The organism is Sinorhizobium alkalisoli (genome assembly GCF_008932245.1).
Taxonomy (GTDB): domain Bacteria; phylum Pseudomonadota; class Alphaproteobacteria; order Rhizobiales; family Rhizobiaceae; genus Sinorhizobium; species Sinorhizobium alkalisoli.
Map to the genome: position 1 here is coordinate 1,014,518 of NZ_CP034909.1, position 23,034 is coordinate 1,037,551.

At 61.9% G+C, this 23,034-nt stretch carries 20 protein-coding genes; 12 read left to right on the forward strand and 8 right to left on the reverse strand.

The genetic code is table 11. From position 1 onward, the window contains the following. Positions 1–4 precede the first annotated feature (4 nt). The 9 genes from nuoN to dnaE all read left to right on the forward strand — a co-directional run bounded on the left by nuoN (position 5) and on the right by dnaE (position 13,226). Positions 5–1,447 (forward strand): NADH-quinone oxidoreductase subunit NuoN, encoded by a 1,443-nt coding sequence (gene nuoN, locus EKH55_RS05005; protein WP_151611107.1) that lies wholly within the window; start codon positions 5–7, stop codon positions 1,445–1,447. Continuing rightward, positions 1,444–2,211 (forward strand): biotin--[acetyl-CoA-carboxylase] ligase, encoded by a 768-nt coding sequence (locus EKH55_RS05010; protein WP_151611108.1) that lies wholly within the window; start codon positions 1,444–1,446, stop codon positions 2,209–2,211. Before nuoN ends, EKH55_RS05010 begins: the two co-directional genes overlap by 4 nt. A 26-nt stretch (positions 2,212–2,237) precedes the next feature. Next, entirely contained in the window at positions 2,238–3,905 is a 1,668-nt protein-coding gene (locus tag EKH55_RS05015) for a ribonuclease J (RefSeq protein ID WP_151611109.1), read from the forward strand. A 64-nt stretch (positions 3,906–3,969) separates the two neighbouring features. Continuing rightward, positions 3,970–4,374, forward strand: coding sequence for a methylmalonyl-CoA epimerase (gene mce, locus EKH55_RS05020; protein ID WP_151611110.1), 405 nt, complete (start codon positions 3,970–3,972; stop codon positions 4,372–4,374). Positions 4,375–4,633: 259 nt separating this feature from the next. Continuing rightward, positions 4,634–4,903: a DUF1467 family protein gene (locus tag EKH55_RS05025; protein WP_151611111.1), complete on the forward strand. Its 270-nt coding sequence runs from the start codon at positions 4,634–4,636 to the stop codon at positions 4,901–4,903. Between the two features lie 864 nt (positions 4,904–5,767). Next, positions 5,768–7,096 (forward strand): proline--tRNA ligase, encoded by a 1,329-nt coding sequence (gene proS, locus EKH55_RS05035; RefSeq protein ID WP_151611113.1) that lies wholly within the window; start codon positions 5,768–5,770, stop codon positions 7,094–7,096. Positions 7,097–7,114: 18 nt separating this feature from the next. Beyond that, the gene (locus EKH55_RS05040) at positions 7,115–8,425 is read left to right on the forward strand and encodes a lipoprotein-releasing ABC transporter permease subunit (RefSeq protein WP_069460759.1); all 1,311 of its coding nucleotides are present in this window, start codon (positions 7,115–7,117) and stop codon (positions 8,423–8,425) included. Positions 8,426–8,442: 17 nt separating this feature from the next. Beyond that, positions 8,443–9,129, forward strand: a complete 687-nt coding sequence (locus tag EKH55_RS05045) for an ABC transporter ATP-binding protein (RefSeq protein ID WP_069460760.1) — start codon at positions 8,443–8,445, stop codon at positions 9,127–9,129. A gap of 602 nt (positions 9,130–9,731) precedes the next feature. Then, positions 9,732–13,226, forward strand: coding sequence for a DNA polymerase III subunit alpha (dnaE, locus tag EKH55_RS05050; RefSeq protein ID WP_151611114.1), 3,495 nt, complete (start codon positions 9,732–9,734; stop codon positions 13,224–13,226). 25 nt (positions 13,227–13,251) lie between these two features. Here dnaE and EKH55_RS05055 read toward each other — a convergent pair whose 3' ends face one another. Both EKH55_RS05055 and EKH55_RS05060 read right to left on the reverse strand, forming a co-directional pair. After that, entirely contained in the window at positions 13,252–14,463 is a 1,212-nt protein-coding gene (locus EKH55_RS05055) for a L,D-transpeptidase family protein (RefSeq protein ID WP_151611115.1), read from the reverse strand. A gap of 122 nt (positions 14,464–14,585) precedes the next feature. Beyond that, positions 14,586–15,878: a DNA polymerase IV gene (locus EKH55_RS05060; protein ID WP_069460763.1), complete on the reverse strand. Its 1,293-nt coding sequence runs from the start codon at positions 15,876–15,878 to the stop codon at positions 14,586–14,588. A 154-nt stretch (positions 15,879–16,032) separates the two neighbouring features. Between EKH55_RS05060 and EKH55_RS05065 the strand changes: the two genes are divergently transcribed. Beyond that, a complete protein-coding gene (locus tag EKH55_RS05065; RefSeq protein WP_069460764.1) occupies positions 16,033–16,620 on the forward strand; it encodes a GNAT family N-acetyltransferase in 588 nt (195 codons plus the stop codon). 50 nt (positions 16,621–16,670) lie between these two features. Here EKH55_RS05065 and EKH55_RS05070 read toward each other — a convergent pair whose 3' ends face one another. Beyond that, a complete protein-coding gene (locus EKH55_RS05070; protein WP_069460765.1) occupies positions 16,671–17,321 on the reverse strand; it encodes a hypothetical protein in 651 nt (216 codons plus the stop codon). A gap of 8 nt (positions 17,322–17,329) precedes the next feature. After that, positions 17,330–17,602 (reverse strand): DUF3572 domain-containing protein, encoded by a 273-nt coding sequence (locus EKH55_RS05075; protein WP_151611116.1) that lies wholly within the window; start codon positions 17,600–17,602, stop codon positions 17,330–17,332. A 156-nt stretch (positions 17,603–17,758) separates the two neighbouring features. Here EKH55_RS05075 and EKH55_RS05080 point away from each other — a divergent pair, with 156 nt between their 5' ends. Continuing rightward, positions 17,759–18,130 carry a response regulator gene (locus tag EKH55_RS05080; protein WP_003537642.1) on the forward strand — a complete coding sequence of 124 codons (372 nt, stop codon included), beginning with the start codon at positions 17,759–17,761 and terminating at the stop codon, positions 18,128–18,130. A gap of 17 nt (positions 18,131–18,147) precedes the next feature. Continuing rightward, positions 18,148–19,515 carry a PleD family two-component system response regulator gene (locus EKH55_RS05085; RefSeq protein ID WP_069460767.1) on the forward strand — a complete coding sequence of 456 codons (1,368 nt, stop codon included), beginning with the start codon at positions 18,148–18,150 and terminating at the stop codon, positions 19,513–19,515. A gap of 754 nt (positions 19,516–20,269) precedes the next feature. On the opposite strand, the gene rpmG is transcribed toward EKH55_RS05085, so the two are convergent. The 4 genes from rpmG to EKH55_RS05105 all read right to left on the reverse strand — a co-directional run bounded on the left by rpmG (position 20,270) and on the right by EKH55_RS05105 (position 22,989). Beyond that, positions 20,270–20,437: a 50S ribosomal protein L33 gene (gene rpmG, locus EKH55_RS05090; RefSeq protein WP_034795357.1), complete on the reverse strand. Its 168-nt coding sequence runs from the start codon at positions 20,435–20,437 to the stop codon at positions 20,270–20,272. Between the two features lie 93 nt (positions 20,438–20,530). After that, a complete protein-coding gene (locus EKH55_RS05095) occupies positions 20,531–21,715 on the reverse strand; it encodes an MFS transporter (RefSeq protein WP_069460768.1) in 1,185 nt (394 codons plus the stop codon). 114 nt (positions 21,716–21,829) lie between these two features. Next, complete coding sequence (locus EKH55_RS05100; protein WP_069460769.1) at positions 21,830–22,537, reverse strand: NUDIX hydrolase; 708 nt, start codon at positions 22,535–22,537, stop codon at positions 21,830–21,832. Further along, positions 22,534–22,989, reverse strand: coding sequence for a DUF983 domain-containing protein (locus tag EKH55_RS05105; RefSeq protein ID WP_069460770.1), 456 nt, complete (start codon positions 22,987–22,989; stop codon positions 22,534–22,536). Before EKH55_RS05105 ends, EKH55_RS05100 begins: the two co-directional genes overlap by 4 nt. Positions 22,990–23,034: the final 45 nt, after the last annotated feature.

Consider the following 23,034-nt stretch of genomic DNA (forward strand, 5'->3'; position numbering starts at 1 on the left):
GGACATGACTGCTGAAACCCTTATTGCAAGCCTGCAACTCTCGATGCCCGAGCTGATCCTTGCGATCGGCGCGATGGTGCTGTTGATGGTCGGCGTCTTCTCGAGCGAAAGGTCGACGGCGACCGTGACTGGGCTCGCGGTTGCGGTGCTGATCTTCGCCGGGCTGTGGCTGGTTCTGAAGACGGGCCAAGGCGCGGCCTACGGCGGTGCCTTCCTCTCCGATCCGTTCTCCAAGTTCATGAAGGTCCTGGCGCTGATCGGCTCGATCACTGTCATGGTCATGACCGTCGGCCATGCCCGCTCGGCCCAGATCGACCGGTTCGAGTTCCCGGTGCTTCTGCTGCTTGCCACGCTCGGTATGCTGTTGATGATTTCTGCCAACGACCTGATCTCGCTTTATCTGTCGCTGGAACTGCAGTCGCTCGCGCTCTACGTGGTCGCAGCGATCAATCGCGACAGCATCCGTTCGACGGAAGCGGGCCTCAAATATTTCGTTCTCGGTGCTCTGTCGTCAGGCATGCTGCTCTACGGCATGTCGCTCGTCTACGGCTTCACCGGCCATACCGGCTTCGACCAGATCGCCACTGCGCTGACATCCGAGGGCCGCTCGCTCGGCCTCGTCTTCGGTCTCGTCTTCATTCTTGCCGGGATCGCCTTCAAGATCTCCGCCGTGCCGTTCCATATGTGGACGCCGGACGTTTACGAGGGTGCACCGACGCCGGTCACGGCCTTCTTCGCCGCAGCGCCGAAGGTCGCGGCCATGGCCATGCTCGTCCGCATCGTCATCCACGCCTTCGAACCGGTCGTCGCCGACTGGCAGCAGATCGTCGTTTTCATCTCGATCGCTTCGATGCTGCTCGGGTCCTTCGCTGCGATCGGCCAGCGCAACATCAAGCGGCTGATGGCCTATTCGTCGATCGGCCACATGGGCTACGCCCTGGTCGGCCTCGCCGCCGGCTCGATGACCGGCGTACGCGGTGTGATCCTCTATATGCTCATCTATATGGTGATGACGCTCGGCACCTTCGCCTGCATCCTCGCCATGCGCCGCCGGGAAGGCGAGAATGTGGAAGGCATCGATGATCTGGCGGGCCTGTCGCAGACGAACCCCTTCATGGCGACGGTTCTGACGCTCCTGATGTTCTCGCTTGCGGGCATCCCGCCGCTTGCCGGCTTCTTCGGGAAGTATTTCGTATTCGTGGCTGCGATCGAGGCGCATCTCTATGCGCTTGCGATTATCGGTGTGCTCGCCTCCGTCGTGGGCGCCTACTATTACCTGCGCATCGTCAAGGTCATGTGGTTCGATGAGGCGAAGGGCGAGTTTGCACGCACCGCCGGTGAATTGCGTCTGGTCTTCGGGCTGTCCGGGCTGTTCGTGCTCGGCTATGTGCTGATCGGCGGCCCGCTCGGCAATGCTGCGGAAGTCGCGGCGCGGACCTTCTTTTGACGCGCGGGCAGGGCAGCGGCCGGATTTCAGCTGAGGATTTCCGGCATGTTGCGCTCGACGAAGCGGTCTCGACCAATAGCGAGTGCCTGGCGCGGGCCCGCGAAGGCGATCCAGGTCTGCTCTGGATCACGGCGGAGCGCCAGACCGGCGGCCGCGGCCGGCGGGGCCGTACCTGGTTTTCGGAACCCGGAAACCTCTATGCATCGCTGCTGCTCGTCGATGCCGCTCCCGTCGAACGCCTGCACGCGCTGCCGCTCGCGGCTGCGGTGGCGGTTCACCGCGCCATTCGCCGGGTCATGCCTCCGGGCGGGCCGGAGGTTTCGATCAAATGGCCGAACGACATTCTGATCGATGGCCGGAAGACCTGCGGCATTCTTCTTGAGGGCGAGGGGCTGCCGGACGGCCGCCATGCCTTGGTGATCGGCTGCGGTGTCAATGTGGCGGCGACGCCGAAGGAGGCCCTCTATCCGGTCACGTCGCTGCGGCAGGTGGGCGCCACGGTATCGCCCGTGGAACTTTTCGCCCACCTCTTCGTAACGATGGCCGAGACGCTGTCGCTGTGGGACCGGGGCGCCGGGATCGGCGCCATTATCGATCAGTGGAGGGCGTCGGCAAAAGGCATAGGTGAACCCATCACCGTCAACCTGCCGGATCGGTCGCTTTCCGGACGTTTTGTCGGAATTGACGAGGACGGCCGGCTGCTACTCGATACCGGCGCCGCGGCGCCGGTCGCGATAGCAGCGGGTGACGTATTTTTCGGATGAACGAGGAACAGAGGCGCATAGAATAAATGGCGCAAGAAGAAGAACTGGTATTCTTGCCGCTCGGCGGCGTCGGCGAGATCGGCATGAATCTCGGCCTCTACGGCTATGGCAGGCCGGGCAACCGCCAATGGATCATGGTCGATTGCGGCGTGACCTTCCCCGGCCCGGACCTGCCGGGGGTCGATTTGGTTCTGCCGGATATCTCCTTCCTGGCTGAAGAGCGGCGCAACTTGAAGGCCATCATCATCACGCATGCGCATGAAGACCATTATGGCGCCTTGAACGATCTTTGGCCGGGGCTGAACGTCCCGGTCTATGCCTCGCCGTTCACCGCCGGCATGCTCGAGGCGAAGCGAGACTACGAGAAGGCGCGGGCCGAAATTCCCGTCACGGTTTTCAAGTCGGGAGACCGCATCAATGTGGGTCCCTTCAGTATAGAGGCGGTCGGCGTCAACCACTCCATTCCCGAGCCGATGTCGCTCATTATCCGCACGCCTCTCGGCACCGTGGTGCACACGGGCGACTGGAAGATCGATCTTGAACCGTCGCTCGGGCCGCTGACCGACGAGGCGCGGTTCCTCCAGGTTGGCGAGGAGGGCGTGCTGGCACTCGTCTGCGATTCGACGAATGCGCTACGCGACGGCGTTTCGCCATCGGAGCGACAGGTCTCCGAGAGCCTGGCAAAGATCATTGCCGATGCGGAGGGCCGTGTCGGCATCACGACCTTCTCCTCCAATGTCGGCCGCATTCGCTCGGTCGCCGAAGCGGCGGAAGCCGCCGGCCGGGAAGTGCTCCTGCTGGGCAGTTCGATGAAGCGCGTGGTCGCCGTTGCAAGGGATCTCGGTCTGATGGAAGGGCTGAAGCCGTTCCTCGCCGAGGACGAGTTCGGCTATATCCCGCGCGACAAGGTCGTCGTCATTCTGACGGGAAGTCAGGGAGAGCCGCGGGCCGCGCTTGCCAAGATCGCCCGGGACGAGATGCGCAATGTCGCGTTCTCGGCCGGCGACACGATCGTGTTTTCGTCGCGCACCATTCCCGGCAATGAAAAGGCGATCAACGACATCAAGAACGGCTTGATTGAGCAGGGCATCCATATCGTCACCGATGGCGAGGCGCTGGTGCATGTCTCCGGCCACCCGCGCCGCAACGAGCTGCAGCAGATGTATCAATGGCTGAAGCCCCGGACCGTCGTGCCGGTGCACGGCGAGGCGGCGCATCTCACGGCCCATGCCGAGCTCGCGCGGCATTCCGGCATTGCGGACGTGCCGCGCCTGCGCAACGGCCAGATCCTGCGCCTGGCGCCAGGTCCGGCGGAGGTGGTCGACGAGGCGCCGCACGGCCGCATCTTCAAGGACGGCATGCTGATCGGCGACTTCGACGAGATGGGCATAGGCGAACGGCGCAAGCTCTCCTTCGCCGGCCATGTCTCCGTCAACGTCGTGCTCGACAATCGTTATGATTTCCTGAACGATCCGGTGGTCGTGCCGATCGGACTTCCCGAGTTCGATGACGAAGGCGACGATATGGCCGACGTGCTCTATGATTCGGTGCTCGGTGCGGTGGAGAGTATTCCCCGTCCCAAGCGCAAGGACCTCGCAACCCTGCAGGAAGCGGTACGGCGCGCCGTTCGCAGCACGGCCAACCAGGTCTGGGGCAAGAAGCCAATGGTCACGGTTTTCGTCACCAAGGTCTGATTGTCGGGGCGTGGCGGTCGCAGCACCACTTTGTCTGGCGAGGCACGCAGCGGGAGGACGTTCGATGCTGGGAAGAGTGAACCACGTGGCGATCGCAGTGCCGGATCTGGAGGCAGCAGTCGCGAGCTACCGTGCGACGCTCGGAGCGTCCGTCAGCGAAAGGCAGGCCCTGCCGGAACACGGCGTGACCGTCGTCTTTGTCACGCTTGCCAACACCAAGGTGGAGCTCTTGGAGCCGCTCGGCGATGCATCGCCGATTGCGGCATTTCTCGAAAAGAACCCGTCCGGCGGCATGCACCACATCTGCTACGAGGTGGAGGACATAATCGCGGCGCGCGATCGCCTGCAGCGGGCCGGTGCGCGTGTCCTCGGCGACGGGAACCCGAAGATCGGTGCCCATGGCAAGCCGGTCCTCTTCCTGCACCCGAAAGATTTCCAGGGCACACTGATCGAGCTTGAAGAGGTGTGACAGTCGGGCGCGGCGGAAATGTTTGCCCATTGCGCCGCATTGGCGCTATAAGGCGCCCAGTGCGTGACGGCGCCCTACTGCTTGTCTCCTTTAGTCGAGCTCGATTAAAGGACGAAGACAAGCAGCAAAACATTGCAGCGGCCTTTGCGCGTCTAAAATGACGCGCAGCGCTGTAGCTGCTGTCATGGTGCGGAAGACAAAGCCACCGCGAGAAGCTGCCGCAGCGCGGCTCGACCGCGACTCCTTTCAGGGATGCTGCATGTCCGCCTTTTCGACCTTCGCCGTTTATTTCATTATCTGGTGGATCACGCTCTTCGCGGTGCTGCCCTTCGGCGTGCGGACGCAGGCAGAGGAGAACGATGTCGTGCTCGGCACGGTCGAAAGCGCGCCTGCCAGGTTTCGTGGTCCACGCGTGGTATTGCTGACGACGGTCGTCGCCGCCGTCATCCATCTCGGCTGGTATGTCCTGTCGGTCAAGCTCGGCTATGACCTGGATACGATATTCGGTTTCATCGCTCCTCAGGGGTAGTCGCCTCCGCCACAGCGCGTCCGCTACAGCGCCGCGCGTCTTATCAGACGCGCAATAAGCAGTAGGACGAACAACGGACGCTGCAGAATTGGCAAAAAGCAAAAAGCGTGCCGCTTTCGGGTTGCTTGTGATGATGCACGCCCGCACGCATCGGCGCTGATGTGCAGTCTTGACAGCCGGCTAAATGCCGTATTCGGCGTCGCTGCTTCGGTGGGGCTGGAGCTAAAAGCCAAAAAAAAACAAGGCCAAAGCCTTGTTTTTAAGTTTCGCGTGATCTCTAATCCGTTTCCGGCGGCAGCGAACGAGCGCGCCTAAGATCTTATCCTCCCAAGACTTGACCGCGAATATCGGCAGAAATTTGGCCTTCCTGCCTGTTTTGTGGGCCGAAATTAGCTCAAACATTGGGCGCTGTCACTCGATTTTTTTGCATTTTTGCTACACTCCGGCAAATTTTTCCGGTTGACAGGGGCGGCTCGCCTCCTGTTACTAGCGTGCTCTTTTGACGCAGGGTGAGGTCCGCAGTTCCGCGCAGGCCGACCAGAGCTGGATACGAGGCTGGTTCAGGCTGTCCCGACCCGTATTCCTGTGGCGAGCATGGAAGCCGGTCATTCTCGGTAACATTTCATAGAAGGTTCGGCGGCGCGAAAATCGCCGTGCTGGAGCCGTTGCGGCAGGGTTTCCTTCCGCGCGCGAAGCGGTTATGAACGCTGGACTTAAGGCTCCCGCCGGCGCCGACGGGAGACCAAGGAGCCGAATTCAATGCAGCTCCTCCATTGCCCGGAACGGGCAATGGAGGGGTGAAGCCTAACGTCATTTCGCCCGAATCGCTCGATAGTGCGAGATTCGCCAGTTCTGGAACCCGTCATGCGCCTTTCCCGTTATTTCATGCCCATTCTGAAGGAAAATCCGAAGGAAGCCGAGATCGTTTCCCATCGTCTGATGCTGAGGACGGGCATGATCCGCCAGCAGTCGGCGGGCATCTACAGCTGGCTGCCGCTCGGCAAGCGCGTGCTCGATAAAGTGAACGCGATCATTCGCGAGGAGCAGAACCGTTCCGGCGCGATCGAGCTTCTGATGCCGACCCTGCAATCTGCGGAACTCTGGCAGGAAAGCGGACGTTATGACGCCTACGGCAAGGAGATGCTGCGCATCAAGGACCGGCAGGATCGGCCGATGCTCTACGGCCCGACGAATGAGGAGATGATCACGGACATCTTCCGTTCCTATGTGAAGTCCTATCGAAACCTGCCGCTCAACCTCTATCACATCCAGCTGAAGTTCCGTGACGAGATCCGTCCGCGCTTCGGCACCATGCGCTCGCGCGAGTTCCTGATGAAGGACGCCTACTCCTTCGATCTCGACCGGGAAGGGGCGGAACATGCCTATAACAAGATGTTTGCCGCCTATCTGCGCACCTTCGACCGCATGGGTCTGCGCGCCATTCCGATGCGCGCCGATACGGGCCCGATCGGAGGAAACCTGAGCCATGAATTCATCATTCTTGCCGATACCGGCGAGTCGGAAGTCTTCTGCCACAAGGACTTCCTCGATTTCGGGATTCCGGGCGAGGGCACCGATTTCGATGACGCCGTCGGCCTGAAGGCGATTTTCGAGAAATGGACATCGCGCTACGCCGCCACCTCGGAAATGCACGACGAGGCCGCCTTCGACGCCATTCCGGAAGCAGAGCGCCTGTCGGCGCGCGGCATCGAAGTTGGTCACATCTTCTATTTCGGTACCAAATATTCTGAGACCATGGGCGCCAAGGTGCTCGGCCCCGACGGCAAGGAGCACTTGGTGCACATGGGCTCCTATGGCATCGGTCCCACCCGTCTGGTGCCGGCGATCATCGAAGCCTCGCATGATGACAACGGCATCATCTGGCCGAAGTCGGTCGCACCGTTCGACGTCGTCGTCATCAACATGAAAACGGGCGATGATGCTTGCGATGCCGCCTGCGCCACGCTCTACTCGGACCTCGGCAATGCCGGGCTCGATGTGCTTCTGGACGATACCGACGATCGTGCCGGGGCAAAATTCGCCACCGCCGATCTCATCGGCGTTCCCGTGCAGATCGTCGTCGGGCCGCGTTCGATCGCCAATGGCGAGGTCGAGGTCAAGGACCGAAAGACCGGCGCGCGCGAGACGATGACGGTCGGGGCCGCGATCAACAAGCTGATCGCGTTGAAATAAGAGGCAAAGGGATCGAATATGACCGCGGCGACGGAAGAGCAAGCAAAGGCAGCCGCCCCGGCGGGCGTGTCTTCCAGCCGTCCCTTCTCCGCCTTCGAGCGCATGGTGGCCTGGCGCTACCTGCGCTCGCGGCGGAAGGAAGCCTTCATCTCGGTCATCGCCGGCTTTTCCTTCGTCGGCATCATGCTTGGCGTGGCGACGCTGATCATCGTGATGGCGGTGATGAACGGTTTCCGCACCGAACTCATCTCGCGCATTCTCGGCATGAACGGCCATGTCATCGTGCAGCCGCTCGATGGTCCGCTCACCAATTATGCCGATCTTGCGGCGCGGTTCTCCGCCATTCCGGGCGTGACCATGGCGATCCCGACGGTTGAAGGCCAGGTGCTTGCCCAGGGCGTCGGCGACGCTTCGACGGGTGCGCTGGTTCGCGGCGTGAGGGCGGACGATCTTTCGAAGTTGAAGTCGATATCGAACCATATTGTTTCCGGCGATCTCGTCGGTTTCGCGTCGGGCAGCGGCATCGCCATCGGATCGCGCATGGCTGACCAGTTGGGCGTTAGCGTCGGTGGCACGGTCACGCTGACCTCGCCGAACGGCGACGTGACTCCGCTCGGGATGAACCCGCGCATCAAAGCCTATACCGTTTCGGCGATATTCGAGATCGGCATGTCAGAATATGATGCGACGATCATCTTCATGCCGCTCGAGGAAGCGCAGCTCTATTTCAATGCGGAAGGGCTCGTTCAATCGATCGAGCTCTTCGTCGAGCATCCCGATGCCGTCGACGACCTGCGCCAGCCGATCGAGGAGGCCGCCGGCCGGCAGGTCTTCATCACCGATTGGCGGGATCGCAACAAGACCTTCTTCTCCGCGCTCGCCGTCGAGCGCAACGTGATGTTCATGATCCTGACGCTGATCGTTCTGGTTGCGGCGTTGAACATCGTCTCGGGTCTGATCATGCTGGTCAAGGACAAGGGCAGCGACATCGCCATCCTGCGCACCATGGGCGCGACTTCGGGCTCGGTCATGCGGATTTTCTTCATGACCGGCGCCGCGATCGGCGTAGCCGGGACGGTGGCCGGCGTCGCGCTTGGCGTGGTCGTCTGCCTGAACATCGAATCGATCCGCCAGTTCTTCTCCTGGCTGTCCGGCGCCACACTCTTCGATCCGGAGCTCTATTTCCTGAGCCAATTGCCGGCAGACATGAATGCCGACGAAACCATCGCCGTCGTCGTCATGGCGCTGGCGCTCTCCTTCCTTGCGACGATCTTTCCGGCCTGGCGCGCCTCGCGCCTCGATCCGGTGCAGGCCCTGCGGTACGAATAACAAGGACAACAACCGGAATGAATGCGCGCGTGGCACTGCATCTCTCGGCCGTCGAGCGGCACTATGGCGAGGGCGATACCTTCCTGCCGATCCTCAAGGGCGTCGACCTGATCTTGCGGCGCGGTGAGACCGTGGCACTGGTTGCGCCATCCGGCACAGGGAAGTCGACGCTCCTGCACATTGCGGGGCTTCTCGAACATCCGGACGGCGGCGATGTCATCGTGAATGGCAAGGCTTGCAATGGCCTTAGCGACGATCGGCGCACCGCGATCCGCCGCAACGAGATCGGCTTCGTCTACCAGTTCCACCATCTCCTGCCGGAATTCTCGGCGCTGGAGAACATCATGATGCCGCAGCTGATCGCCGGCCTTCCGAAGGCGGAGGCGGCGGAGCGGGCAAGTGCGCTACTCGACTATATGCGCATCGGGCATCGCGCTTCCCACCGCCCGGCGGAGCTTTCCGGCGGCGAGCAGCAGCGCGTCGCGATCGCGCGCGCGGTCGCCAATGCGCCGCTCATTCTGCTGGCCGACGAGCCGACCGGCAATCTCGATCCCGAGACGGCCGGCTATGTGTTCGAGGCGTTGGAGGCGCTGGCCCGCCAATCCGGTCTTGCGGCGCTGATCGCCACGCACAATCATGAACTTGCCTCGCTCATGGATCGCCGCGTCACGATCGAGGACGGCAAGATCGTCGAACTGGAATAGCGGCTACAGCGCCGCGCGTCCTTTCAGACGCGCAAAGCTCGCTGTAACTCTTGGATCTGCGCATCGAGCTTTCCGAAAGTCGGGTGCGACGCCGCGCGCCAGCCGGGCAAACATTCCGCTTCGCTTGAGCCAACAGAATTGTTTCCATTTAACCCGGAAAGGCTCTAGGCGCATGCGGTGCCGCCGAAACGTTTCCGGATATGGTTGTCTTTGGTGTGATCGAGCGGCTTCGCTCTGGAGAGATTGCCTCCGGACCTGGAATGACTTGCACGCCGTCCGGTTGCGTTAACCATAGCCGATGAATAGCGGGCGTTTCATTCGTCCTTGCTTGACTATCGAACGAAAAAAGAACAAAAAGGGAACAATAGCGAAAAGGAGCCATGTTATGACAGATTTCGTTCGTGATCTTGCTGCCTTTGCATCGATGACGCTCTTCATCGCGAGCGTTTCGATGATCGCGCTGGGCATGTGAATCCCTCTTCCCTGGATCGCACATCAGCGGAATGGCCGGTTTAAAAAAGTCCCCGGCCCCGCTGCAAGGCTGGACAGCCGGGACCGGAAACGGGATATGCTCCGCACCGGACAGGAATCGGAGTGCGACAATGGTAAATGGCGAAGGCACTGGGCAGGACATCACGGGCGCAAAGAACCCCCAATTCGTCCATCTGCGTGTGCACTCCGCTTATTCGCTGCTCGAGGGGGCGCTGCCGCTCAAGAAGATTATCGGCAAGGCGGTTGGCGATGACCAGCCGGCAATCGGAATAGCCGACACCAACAACCTGTTTGCGGCGCTGGAATTCTCGCAGAAGGCGGCAGACGACGGATTACAGCCGATCATCGGCTGCCAGCTCTCCATCGATATGGAGGACGAGGATGGCGAGCGGCGGGGGCATCCACATCAACTCGCGAAGCTGCCTACAATCGTCCTTATCGCCGCAACCGACGCCGGCTACGCGCGGCTCGTCGATCTCGTCAGCCGCGCCTATCTCGAAGGCGAAGGGCATCAGGCGGCGCGGATCACGCGTTCATGGCTTGCGGAGGGTGGAACGGAAGGGCTGATCGCCTTGACGGGTGCTGCCGGTGGTCCCGTCGATCTGGCGCTCAAGGCCGGCTCGCAGCCGCTTGCGGAGGCACGGCTGAAAGTGCTTCTCGCGCTTTTCGGCGATCGCCTCTATGTCGAGGTGCAACGGCAGGGCAATTACGATCGGCGTCACGAGAGCCGCATGGTGGAGCTTGCCTATTGCCACGACGTTCCGCTTGTCGCGACCAATGAGGCCTTCTTTCCTTCACCCGCCGACTACGACGCCCATGATGCCCTGATGGCGGTCGCCCATAATGCCGTCGTCTCGGATGACAGCCGTTTCCGGCTGACGCCGGATCATTATCTGAAAAGCCGCAAGGAAATGGCGACGCTCTTCGCCGATCTACCGGAGGCGCTGGAACATACGGTCGAGATCGCGCGACGCTGTTCATTCATGCTCAATACACGCAAACCGATTCTGCCGCGCTTTACCGGCGGCTCGGACGATCCGGAGGAAGCCGAACGCGCGGAAGCGGCGGAGTTGCGCCGGCAGGCGGAGGAGGGGCTGGATTTCCGTTTGGCCAAGCTCGGTATGGCGCCCGGCTATAGGGAAGAGGATTACCGCGAGCGGCTGGCCTTCGAGCTCAGCGTCATCGAGCGCATGAAGTTTCCGGGCTACTTCCTGATCGTTGCGGACTTCATCAAATGGGCCAAGGAGCATGACATTCCGGTTGGCCCCGGCCGTGGCTCCGGCGCCGGCTCGCTGGTCGCCTATGCGCTGACGATTACCGATGTCGATCCGATGCGCTTTTCGTTGCTGTTCGAACGCTTCCTCAATCCCGAGCGCGTGTCGATGCCGGACTTCGACATCGACTTTTGCCAGGACCGGCGCGAAGAGGTCATCCGCTACGTCCAGCGCAAATATGGACGCGAGCAGGTGGCACAGATCATCACATTCGGTTCGCTGCAGGCGCGAGCGGCGCTGCGTGACGTCGGGCGGGTGCTGGAAATGCCTTACGGGCAGGTCGACAAGATCTGCAAGCTCGTACCGAACAACCCCGCCAATCCGACGCCGCTTTCGAAGGCGATCGAGGAGGAGCCGCGCCTGCAGGAGGAGGCGGAGAAGGAGCCGGTCGTCGCCCGCCTTCTCGACATCGCGCAAAAGATCGAGGGTCTCTATCGTCACGCCTCGACCCATGCGGCCGGTATCGTTATCGGCGATCGGCCGCTGTCGCAGCTCGTGCCGATGTACCGCGATCCGCGTTCGGACATGCCGGTCACTCAGTTCAACATGAAATGGGTTGAGCAGGCCGGTCTCGTAAAATTCGACTTTCTCGGGCTCAAGACGCTGACGGTGCTGAAGACAGCCGTCGACTTCGTCGCCAAGCGCGGCATCGAGGTTGATCTTGCGAGCATCCCGATCGACGATCCGAAGACTTACGAAATTCTCTCCCGCGGCGAAACGGTCGGCGTCTTTCAGGTGGAAAGCGCCGGCATGCGCAAGGCGCTGATCGGCATGCGCCCGGACTGCATCGAGGACATCATTGCACTCGTCGCGCTCTACCGCCCCGGGCCGATGGAGAACATCCCGGTCTACAATGCCCGCAAGCATGGCGAGGAGGAGATCGAATCGATTCATCCGAAGATCGATTACCTGCTCAAGGAAACCCAGGGCGTTATCGTCTATCAGGAGCAGGTGATGCAGATCGCCCAGGTGCTTTCGGGCTATTCGCTCGGCGAGGCGGACCTGCTGCGCCGCGCCATGGGCAAGAAGATCAAGGAGGAGATGGACAAGCAGCGCGCCCGCTTCGTCGAAGGCGCCGTTCAGAACGGCGTCTCCAAACCGCAGGCGGATCTGATCTTCGACCTGCTTGCGAAGTTCGCCAATTACGGCTTCAACAAGTCGCATGCGGCCGCCTATGCCATCGTCTCCTACCAGACCGCCTATATGAAGGCGCATTATCCGGTCGAATTCCTGGCAGCGTCCATGACGCTCGACATGTCGAACACGGAGAAGATCAACGATTTCCGCCAGGACGCAAAACGCCTCGGTATCGAGGTGATCTCGCCCTCGGTGCAGACGTCGTTCCGCCATTTCGAGACCGGCGACAACCGCATCTATTATGCGCTGGCGGCGATCAAGGGTGTCGGCGAGTCGGCGGTCGACCATATCGTGGAGGTTCGTGGCGACCGGCCCTTCGCAAGCCTCGAGGACTTCTGCCTCAGGATCGATCCGAAGCTTTTGAACCGGCGCGTCTTCGAGAGCCTGATCGCCGCCGGTGCCTTTGACTGCTTCGGTCATGATCGGGCCGAGCTCATCGGCGGGCTCGACCGCATCCTCGGCTTTGCGCAGCGCGCCCAGGAAAACAAGGTGAGCGGGCAGAGCGACATGTTCGGCGCAGGCGCTGCGACGGGCCCCGAAAAGATCGTGCTGCCGCCCTACACGCCCTGGCTCGCCTCGGAGAAGCTGCACCGCGAATTCCAGGTGCTCGGCTTCTATCTCTCGGCGCACCCGCTCGATACCTACGCAAAGCTGCTCCAGAAGATGCGGGTGCAGGCATTCGGCGATTTCGCCGCGGCGGTAAAAAAGGGCGCCACCGCCGGCCGGCTCGCCGGGACGGTCACATCGAAACAGGAACGCAAGACGCGCACCGGCAACAAGATGGGCATTGTTGCCTTTTCCGACGCCTCCGGCCAGTTCGAGGCGGTTCTCTTTTCGGAGACGCTGCACCAGAACCGCGATTTGCTGGAACCGGGCAAATCGATGGTGATGACGGTGGATGCCGACGAGCGCCCGGAAGGCATCGGTCTTCGCATAAGAACGCTCCGTTCGCTAGAGGAGGAATCGCTGCAGATGCAAAAGGCGCTGCGCGTCTATGTGCGCGATTCCGGCCCCTTGCGCTCGATTGCACCCCACCTCAACACGAAGGGCGACGGCCTGGTTTCCTTCATCCTCATCAAGGACGACGGCCAGCGGGAAATCGAGGTCGAACTTGGCGAGAAATACCGGATATCGCCGGAAATCGCCGCGGCGCTGCGCTCGGCACCCGGCGTTGTTGACGTCGAACTGGTTTGAAGCGGCCCGGACCGTGAGCCGTCGCTTACGGTTGCGTGATGATGATGAAATCGGTTCCTACACCGGTCTCCATGCCGCTCTCGGTATCGGAGATCGAAAGCGATGAGCCATCGGCAAGAAGGGATGCAATGCGCCGTTGCGTATCCTCCGGCACCGAGATGCGGTTGAGCGTGTGCTTCAGGGCGTTGAAATCGCTGGTGTCCGCATCGGTCGTGATCCCAAGGCGCTTTTTCGTGGCATTCGTCAGCGCATTATCCAGAGAAAGACCGAACCATTTGCCTTCTCCCGAATAGGGGTCGAGTTCCTGAAACTGCAGAAAATGCGTGCCGAGCGCCACTCCGGGCTCGGCGATGTCGATATCGACTTCGAAGAGCGGCTGGAACGCCCGGCGTACGCGCAGGATCCCGTTCGGCGGCGTCCCGCGGCCGGCCTTGCGGAAGACCGCCTGGAGTAGCTCGGGGGTGATTTCGCCATCGGCCGGCATGCCCTCGGCCACTTGGAAGGCACGGATGGCGGCGCGTGTCGCGGGGCCGCTGTAACCGTCCGGCTCGCCGGCTTCGTGGCCGAGCGCGTTCAGGAGCATCTGCAGGTCGCGCACGCTCTCTCGCATGCCGCGCCGGGTAATCAGAATGCGAATGGGCGCCCCGTCCCGTTCGAACGAGGGCGGTAGCGGAGATCGCTCGGCTGTCGCGACCTCAATGCTGCCGGTCGCGAGATCACCAAGAGCGGGGCGCAGGGGCACGTCGGCAAGCGGCGCCGCTGGCCTTGCCTGGTTCGGCTGGAAGAGCACGTCGCTCGAAACCCGTATGGGGGCGACCTCCCGCTCGGCTATGACCACGTGCATGCCGCGCTCGGTGATCTGGAAGAGATCGGCGGCGAAGCGGTCCGGAAGCCGTACGCATCCGTGCGAGGCTGGATAGTGCGGCACGTGGTTCGAGCCGTGCAGGGCGATGCCCGACCAGGTCAGCCGCTGCATGAACGGCATAGGCGCATTGGAATAGATGTTCGATTCGTGGTGCCGGCGCTTCTCCAGGATCGAAAAGATGCCTGTCGGAGTCCTGTGGTTCGCTCTGCCGGTCGACACGTTCGAGGTGGCGATCACTCGATCGCCGTCATAGACGGCGAGTGACTGCCGCTGGCGCGATATCACGATCTGCAATGGCGACTTGCCGGCTGCTGCGGCGGATGACAAAGACACGGCGAGGACGACGAGCCCTATCCCGAGAGTGGAACGCAAGATAAACCCTCATTTGCGACGGTGGCGCCTGCAAACGGCATGCAAGCCGTAACACGCCAGACTTGTCGAGCGAGGCTATCCTCCAATATTTAAGGAATTGAATCGGCGCCTTCCATCACGGGCTATTGATCGCGGCGCCGTTGACCGAAGGTGTAGCCCGTTTCGACGCTGGTCTTGCCGAACTTGTCGCGCAGCTTGTTGATCGCCTCCTCGGCGGCCGCCCGCCGCGTTGCCAAGGGGTCCACGAGATCCGGCGGATCGGCGTGAACGGGATCGCAAAGATCGCTGACGCCGATGCCGATCAGCCTGTATCTCGTCCCGTCGAGTTCCCGCTCGAGCAGTTGCAGGCCGATGCGGAAAATGCGGTCGGCAAGGCGGGTTGGGCTCTCCAGCCGCCGGTTGCGCGTACGGCTCTTGAAGTCCGCCGTCTTCAATTTCAGGACGACGGTCTGACCGGCGAGTTCGGATTTGCGCAGCCTGAGGGCTACCTGCTCGCTGAGGCGCCTGAGATGCGAGACGAGTTCCTCCGGGCGAGACAGGTCCTCGTTGAAGGTCGTTTCGGATGAAACGCTCTTGGCCTCCCCATCCGTCTCGACAATGCGTTCGTCCTGGCCGCGCGACAGCCGGTAAAGCCTCCGGCCCATCGTGCCGTAGCGGCGCATCAGTTCTGCTTCTTCCATCGTCTGCAACTGCCCGATCGTGCGGATGCCGTCCCGCTCGAGAGTCGCGGCAAAGGCCTTGCCGACGCCCCAGATCAAGGTGACCGGACGGTCCTTCAGGAAATCCACGGCCTCGGCCTGTCCTATCACGGAGAAGCCGCGCGGCTTTTGCAGGTCGGAGGCGACCTTGGCGAGGAACTTGCAGTAGGAGAGGCCGACGGAGACGGTGATGCCGACTTCCTGCTCGATGCGCCGGGCGAAGTGGGCGAGCGTCCGGGCTGGCGCGGCGTGGTGCAGCCGCTCGGTGCCGCTCAGGTCGAGGAAAGCCTCGTCGATCGACAGCGGCTGCACGAGCGGAGTCAGGTCCAGCATCATGCTTCTGATTTCGCGCCCGACACGGGAATATTTCTCCATGTTCGGCGTGATCACCACCGCTTCGGGGCAGGCCTCGAGCGCCTTGAACATCGGCATGGCCGAACGCACGCCATGAATGCGGGCGATGTAGCAGGCGGTCGAGACGACGCCACGTTTGCCGCCGCCGATGATGACCGGCTTGTCGGCGAGCTCTGGATTGTCGCGTTTCTCGATCGAGGCGTAGAAGGCATCGCAGTCGATATGCGCCAGAGTGAGCCGATCGAGTTCGGCGTGGTGCAGGAGACGCGGACTGCCGCAGGCGCGACACCGCCGGGCGAGGGCTGCCTGGTCTTTCAGGCAGTCTCGGCAGAGGCCGGAAATCGGTACAGCGCTGTCTCGCATGTCTGGGAACAAATGTTGAACGGGGCGACTTTACGCTCTACGCTACTGCATGATTCCTTAAATCGGAACCGATTTAAGGGCGGAATCATGCAGCGAGCTTGCGTGTCTGACAGACGTGCGGCGCTGTGGTGGTGAGCGGGCGTTGGAGGCTTCATTGGATGTCGCCCTGCAATTTGCGCCGGCAACAGCGGATCGCTGGCCGGACTTCGAGAGGCTTTTCGGCCCGCAAGGCGCGTTCTGCGGCTGCTGGTGCGTAGCGTTGCGCCTGCCGCACGCCGTTCGAATGAGGATGAGCGCCGGAGAACGCAAGGACGCCATGAGGCGCAGGATCGAGGCGAGACCACCGCCCGGCCTCCTCGGCTATCATGTGGGCGAGCCGGTCGCCTGGGTCCAGGTCGGCCCCCGCTCCGACGTGCCGCAATTCAATTCGCCACGCACCGTTTCGCGTCCGCTGCAAGCAAGCGAGGCGCAGGATGAGAGCGTCTGGGCGCTGAGTTGCTTTTTTCTTTCCTCGCCCTTGCGCGGCAAGGGGTTGAGCCATCGCATGCTCACGGCTGCAATCGCGCATGCCCGGGCTGCCGGCGCCCGGTATCTCGACGCCTGTCCGATCGACCATGCCAAGCAGTCGAAATCCGTCGCGCTCTGTATCGGCTCGACGACGATCTTCGATGCCGCCGGCTTCGAGATCGTGGCACGGCGCAAGGACGGCAGGCCCCTGATGCGATTGGAATTGAGGCAATGACGGTTCGCGCCGTAATGACTTGCCCCGGCCGGGCGGCGCTGAAGGGCGGTTCAGCAGGCGTCGGGACGGGCGCGACAATGGACGCGGATCAGCTCCGCCGCCTCCGGCCAGTCCGCGGCGACGCGGATGTCGACGCCGGGTGCGGGTGCAAGGGCGCGAAATTCCGCGTTCGCCATCAGGTTGATGAGGAGGCAGCCTGGAGCGTGTTCCCGCACGGAGTGGAGGTTGCGCAAAATATCGTCGACGAAGGCGAGCGGCAGATCGCGCGCTTGATGCAGGCGCTTGACCAGCGGTCCCTTCGGCTCTTCGGAGGCGAGCAGCGGATACGGAAGATCGAGGGCGTCGAGCAGCCGGCGGCGGGCCGCCGCGTGACGCGGCGGCATCGCCGTCAGAAAGACGATGTCGGCCTCTCCGGAAAATCCTTTCAGCGTCTCGACCACCTGCATCGCGGGCGTCTGCCACCGGTCCTGCGCCGCATAAAAGGCGTCGAGCAGCGCTTCCGCCGCCGCGTCGCTCACCGCTTCGCCGCTTACCCGATCGACTATGTTGCCGGAAAGGCGGAAGGAGCGGGGAAGGAGTGCATGGTCCCGAGCCTCCAAAAAAGCCATGAAGGGCGTCAGGAATTCGAGCACGACCTCATCGACATCGCTGACGATCAGCGGCCGGTCGGAAAGACGGATGCCGGTTCCTGGTTGCCACATGGCTACGCTCAGCCGTCCGCAAAATCCGCCGGACCGGACAAGGCCTGGTGTGCCCTGACCACGTCTTCCGGCGGCGTTCCGGTCCCGGCGCAAAACGCCATCAGCGTCGGCTCGTGCTCCATCAGAAAGGCGACGAGACCGCCCAGGAAGCCGGGATCGCCAGCCGCCTGGCGCAGCGAGCCGATATCGGTACCGGAGAGCGCCAGAAAGCGCGACATGAGTTCCGGCTCGCTCGTGAGCCAGGACAGAATGGCGATGGCTGTTTCGTCAGCGCTCTTCATCGTGTTGAATCTCTTTTCATTTGGCGGCCGGGTTTACCTCTTTTTCAACCAAATAGCGCTAGCCTCGCGAATGACGGAATGGGTCGAGTCGCCAACTGCGAAGCTTATATCTCTAAAAGGGACTTGCAAGGCGGCGACAGACAGCAAGGGATCGACATGCCCAAACAGGTGATGATTGTTGAGGACAACGAGCTGAACATGAAGCTCTTCCGAGACCTGATTGAGGCTTCGGGTTACGCGACGATCCAGACGCGCAACGGCATGGAAGCGCTAGAACTTGCGCGCAAGCACCGGCCAGACCTCATCCTGATGGACATCCAGCTGCCCGAGGTTTCCGGTCTCGAGGTGACCAAATGGCTGAAGGAAGATGACGAGCTGCACGTCATTCCCGTTATTGCCGTAACCGCCTTCGCCATGAAGGGCGACGAGGAACGGATTCGCCAAGGTGGGTGTGAAGCATATGTCTCTAAACCGATTTCCGTTCCCAAGTTCATTGAAACAATCAAGACCTACCTGGGCGACGCCTGAAGTGCAGGGAAACTGATATGACTGCGCGTATCCTCGTCGTCGATGACGTACCAGCCAATGTGAAGCTCCTCGAGGCGCGGCTCGTGGCTGAGTATTTTGACGTGCTGACCGCCGAAAACGGACATTCAGCCCTCGCGATTTGCGAGACGACGCCGGTGGATCTCGTGCTGCTCGATATCATGATGCCGGGCATGGACGGGTTCGAGGTTTGCGAGAGGCTGAAAGCGAATAGCCGAACGGCGCATATTCCCGTGGTCATGGTGACGGCACTCGACCAGCCTTCCGATCGCGTGCGCGGGCTGAAGGCCGGCGCGGATGATTTTCTCACGAAACCCGTCAATGACCTGCAACTGATGTCGCGGGTGAAAAGCCTCGTACGCTTGAAGAACGTCAGCGACGAGCTGCGCCTCAGGGCGCAGACGACGCACACGATCGGGCTGCAGGAACTGCTGCGGCAGGACCGACCGGACGAGCCCGGTTCCGTGCTCCTTGTCGATGGCCGCGCCTCGTCGCAGGAGCGGCTGTTGAGGGCCCTGAAGCCGATTGCCGCAGTCTCGGTCATGGCCGAGCCGCAGGCCGCTCTCTTCGAAGCCGCCGAGAGCGATTTCGATCTCGTCATCGTCAACGCGAATTTCGACGACTACGACCCGTTGCGTCTCTGCTCGCAATTGCGCTCTCTCGAGCGGACGCGTTTCATCCCGATTCTGCTCGTTGCGGACCAGGGCAATGACGAGTTGATCGTGCGCGCGCTCGAACTCGGGGTAACGGACTATATCATGCGTCCAGTCGATCCCAACGAACTGCTCGCCCGTTGCCTCACGCAGATCCGTCGGAAGCAGTGCAACGATCGGCTGCGCGCCAGCGTGCAGCAGACAATCGAACTGGCGATCACCGACGATCTGACCGGCCTCCACAATCGCCGTTATCTGGACAGTCATCTGAAGCTGCTCGTCGATCGGGCGATGGCACGCGGACGGCCGTTGTCGATCTGCATCACCGATATCGACCGCTTCAAGCAGGTTAACGACACCTATGGTCACGACTCCGGCGACGAAGTCCTGCGCGAATTTGCCAGCCGGGTGCGGGCGACTGTCCGCGGCGCCGATCTCGCATGCCGCTTCGGCGGCGAGGAATTCGTAATCGTCATGCCCGATACCCCGGCGGAGATGGCCGCGGTCGTCGCCGAGCGGCTTCGGCTGATGGTTGCAAGCCGCGGTTTCGAAATTGCCCGCGCCGACGCGGTGTTGAGCGTGACGGCATCCCTCGGGCTTGCCAGCCTGCGGCCGGAGGGCGATACGCCCGAAGCCTTGCTCAAGCGGGCCGACGTGGCGCTCTACGACGCGAAAAACAATGGGCGAAACAGGGTCGTCGCCGCCGCAGCTTGAGCAGGTCTGCTCTCATCGCTTTTGTCCGCAGCACCGCGCGCAGCAGTCTGCGGTCGGTAAGCGGCGCATCAGACCGCCTTTGTCTGCTCTTGCCAACTTCCTTAAAGGTTGTATCGTTGCGCCGTCGCTGGTGCTGGGGCAAAGCATCTTCCATGGGCGCCCCGTTCGGATTCGTCCGAATACGGGACAGAAATTAACCAAACACCGAGCAAGCCTGTTTCGGTGATTAAGAATTCGTTGATTTTTTTTTAGTTTCAGGCAATGCTCATAGGCATGGAAGTGCGACTTCCATTACCAATTCGTTACCCCATGATGCTCAGGTCCGCCGCATCTCCTGGGTCGTGGGGTCGGTCGGCTGGCTTCCGGCGTCTGCGGATTCCTCGTGCCGCTGCTGGGACCAGCCGACCCCCTTTGAAAACGCCGCTTCGGAAAGAAGGTGGCGTTTTTCCTTGGATACGAATGGCGCGAGTTTACCGCCTGCCGTCCCGGATCGAAACTGTTTGAAGCGCCCACGCGGCGCTTCGAGACCTCTTGGCTGCGCTTGTGTGTCCGAAAAGTCGCAGGCGCCTATACTGAGCCGTGAGTTCTGCGGGCGCGCGCAACGTGGCGTAGCTTCGGCTTGCAGCGCCGCGCGTCATTTTAAAGGATCGCTGTGGCTCGCTTGGGTTAAATTGCACAACTCGCGAGAGCCGTCTTCAAAAGAAAAGGCGCCGGACCCTGCGGTCGGCGCCTGCGAAATAAGGAAACGATGATCTTACTTGATCTTCGTTTCCTTGAATTCGACGTGCTTCTTGACGACTGGGTCGTATTTCGTCTTCGTCATCTTTTCCGTCATGGTACGGCTGTTCTTGGTCGTGACGTAGAAGAAACCCGTGTCGGCCGTCGACAGCAGCTTGATCTTGATGGTGGTAGCTTTCGCCATGGTCGTCCTGCCTTTATAGAAAATGAAAGCCGTGAACAACCGGATGCGGGCCACGGTCAAGTTGGCGCGAAACTACAAATCGCGCCCGAAAAGTCAAGGCCGTTTTGGCTTCAAAACGATCCGGGCGATGGAAAGCACAACATAAAGCCCGAAGAAGGCGGCGATGGTCCAGGCGAAACCGTTATTGCCGGTGACGTCCATGGCTGCTCCGATGGCCTGCGGCCCTGCGACGGTGCCGACGGCATAGGAGAAGACGAAGGCGGCATTGGCCGCGGCAAGATCCGAACCCTGCAACCGCGAGCCGAGATGGCTAAGGCCGACCGTATAGAGCCCGGAGACGCATCCGCCCCAGAAGAGCAGCACCAGCGCCATCAGGAACCAGCTTTCGACGAGCAGGGGCAGGAAAAGCGCGCCGACGAGGCCGATCAGCGTCAGCGCGGAGAGGAGCGTGCGTCGGTCCTTAACCGTATCGGAGAGCATCCCGAGCGGGATCTGAAAGATGAAATTGCCGACACCCATGACAGTGAGCAGGAGCGCGGCCTGCGACTCGCCGAAGCCCGCGCGTGTCGCGAAAATCGGAAAAAGTGAGAGGCCGCCCGATTCGACCGCACCGAATATGAAGACTGCCGCGGTCGCCGTCGGCACCAGGAAGACATAGCGCATAAAATGCCGCCCCGGCTTTTCGTCTATGACGGGGCTTTCGTTACGCGCGAGATAAATCGGGATCGCGGCGAGCAGGATGACGCCGGCACCGACGGCGAATGGCAGGATGCCGTCACTGCCGAGGATGGAGAAGAGCAGCGGCCCGCTGGCAAAGCCGAGGGAAAGCACGGTGCCGTAGATGCCGAGAACGAAGCCGCGCTTGTTTGGCGGCGCCGTCGCGTTGATCCAGAATTCCGAGAGAATAAAAAGCACGGTGATGGCGCCGTGGAAGATGATCCGGAGCGGAAACCAGAGCCAGAAATCGGTGATGTAGAAGAAACCGAGCGCGCTGGCGGCAGCAAGAACGATTGCCAGCAGCATGGTCGGCGCGACGCCATGGCGATGCGCGAGTTTGGTCGTGAGCGGGGCGGCCGCCATCGAGGCGAGCCCGGCCATTGCCGAATTCAACCCGATCAGCGTCGAGGCAATGCCGCGCTTCTCCATGATGATGCTGAGCAGCGGCAGCCCCAGGCCGATGGCAATGCCGACGGAGGTGATGGAGGCGACAGCCGCGATCAGCGAGGGCCAGTGGATTTCGTCAACCGGCGCAGGCTTTCCGGATAGCGGCTTCGACATTTCGTCAGGTTCCTAGAACATTTTGCCGCCAGGTGGGTTCACCTGACGTCGCTGAAATGCGGCAATGACATACGAATAGGGCAAGAGCGCAAACATGGGTGAACGTATACGGCTCTAGAGAAGCGTGCGGACGAAGCGCCGATGGCGCATGGAATAGAACGGTATCGGTATTTCCCGGGGAAGCAGGGGATCGGATTCGAGGGCATGCCTCAGATCCGCGAGAATGATTGCGGTGATCTCGGGTATTCTAAGAGCACAGTCGTTCACGTCGATCCACTGCAAATCCTGAAGCTCCCGGCTTTCCAGAACGTCGGACGGATCGAGTTCGGCCTCGTCCGCGAATATCGCGAAGAAGCGGGTGTCGAAACGCCTCGGCTGTCCCGGAGGAGTGATGGCCCGAGCCATATAGCGCAAGTTTGTGAGGTCGGGAAGAAAGGGAAGCGGGGCGTGCGCCCCCTCGTGCCTGCTTCCGAGGCTTACGCCAGCCTCTTCATAGAGCTCCCGCACGGCCGCAAGTGCCAGTGCCCTGGCGCGCGCCTCGGTGAGCGGTCGGCCAACGGTCGCTTTCAGCGCGTGCAGAACCGCCGGGTGAAGGTCGCCGGAGAATGGGAGCCGATAATCGGTAGGGTCGCAGCGGCCGCCGGGAAACACATAGAGATCCGGCATGAAGGCATGGGCGCTGTGGCGTTTGCCCATCAGCACGCGCACGGTACCACCGGACCGGTCGAGCAGCATGATCGATGCCGCGTCCCGCGGCCGGATCGCAGGATGTTTGCTCACCGGCGATCGTGGCAGGGAAGCGCGACCGCGCTCACGCATCATGCGGAGGGGTCTCGCGGCGGCAAACCATCTTCCGGCTCGTCCGCGTGGCCGCCGAAGCCGTGCATTTTCAAGGCCCATTGCAGACCGATGACCGCGCCCTTCACCGGCTGCATCAGCGCGATCGCGCTTGCGAGCGTCACCGGCCCCCAAAACGCCAGATGTTGCCAGGTCGTAAGCGGCAGTATCAGATCGGTCATCATGTAGCCGCCCAGCACCAGATGACCGACGATCGTCACGACGATATAGGGTGGGAAGTCGTCAGCGCGGTGATGATCCATGCGCTCGCCGCAAGCCGCGCAGGCATCGACCGATTTGACGAAGCTGCGAAACAGCCGGCCATTGCCGCAGGCCGGGCACCGGCCGAAAAGCCCGCGTTTGATGGAGCGGCCGACCGGCCGTTCGTCCTTTTCCGCACCACCGAACTGAAGCATATCCGTCGCCGTTGCCTTCATGTCCAAAATCCTTCGTGCCGAACGGGGGCCACGTCCCTCATGCAT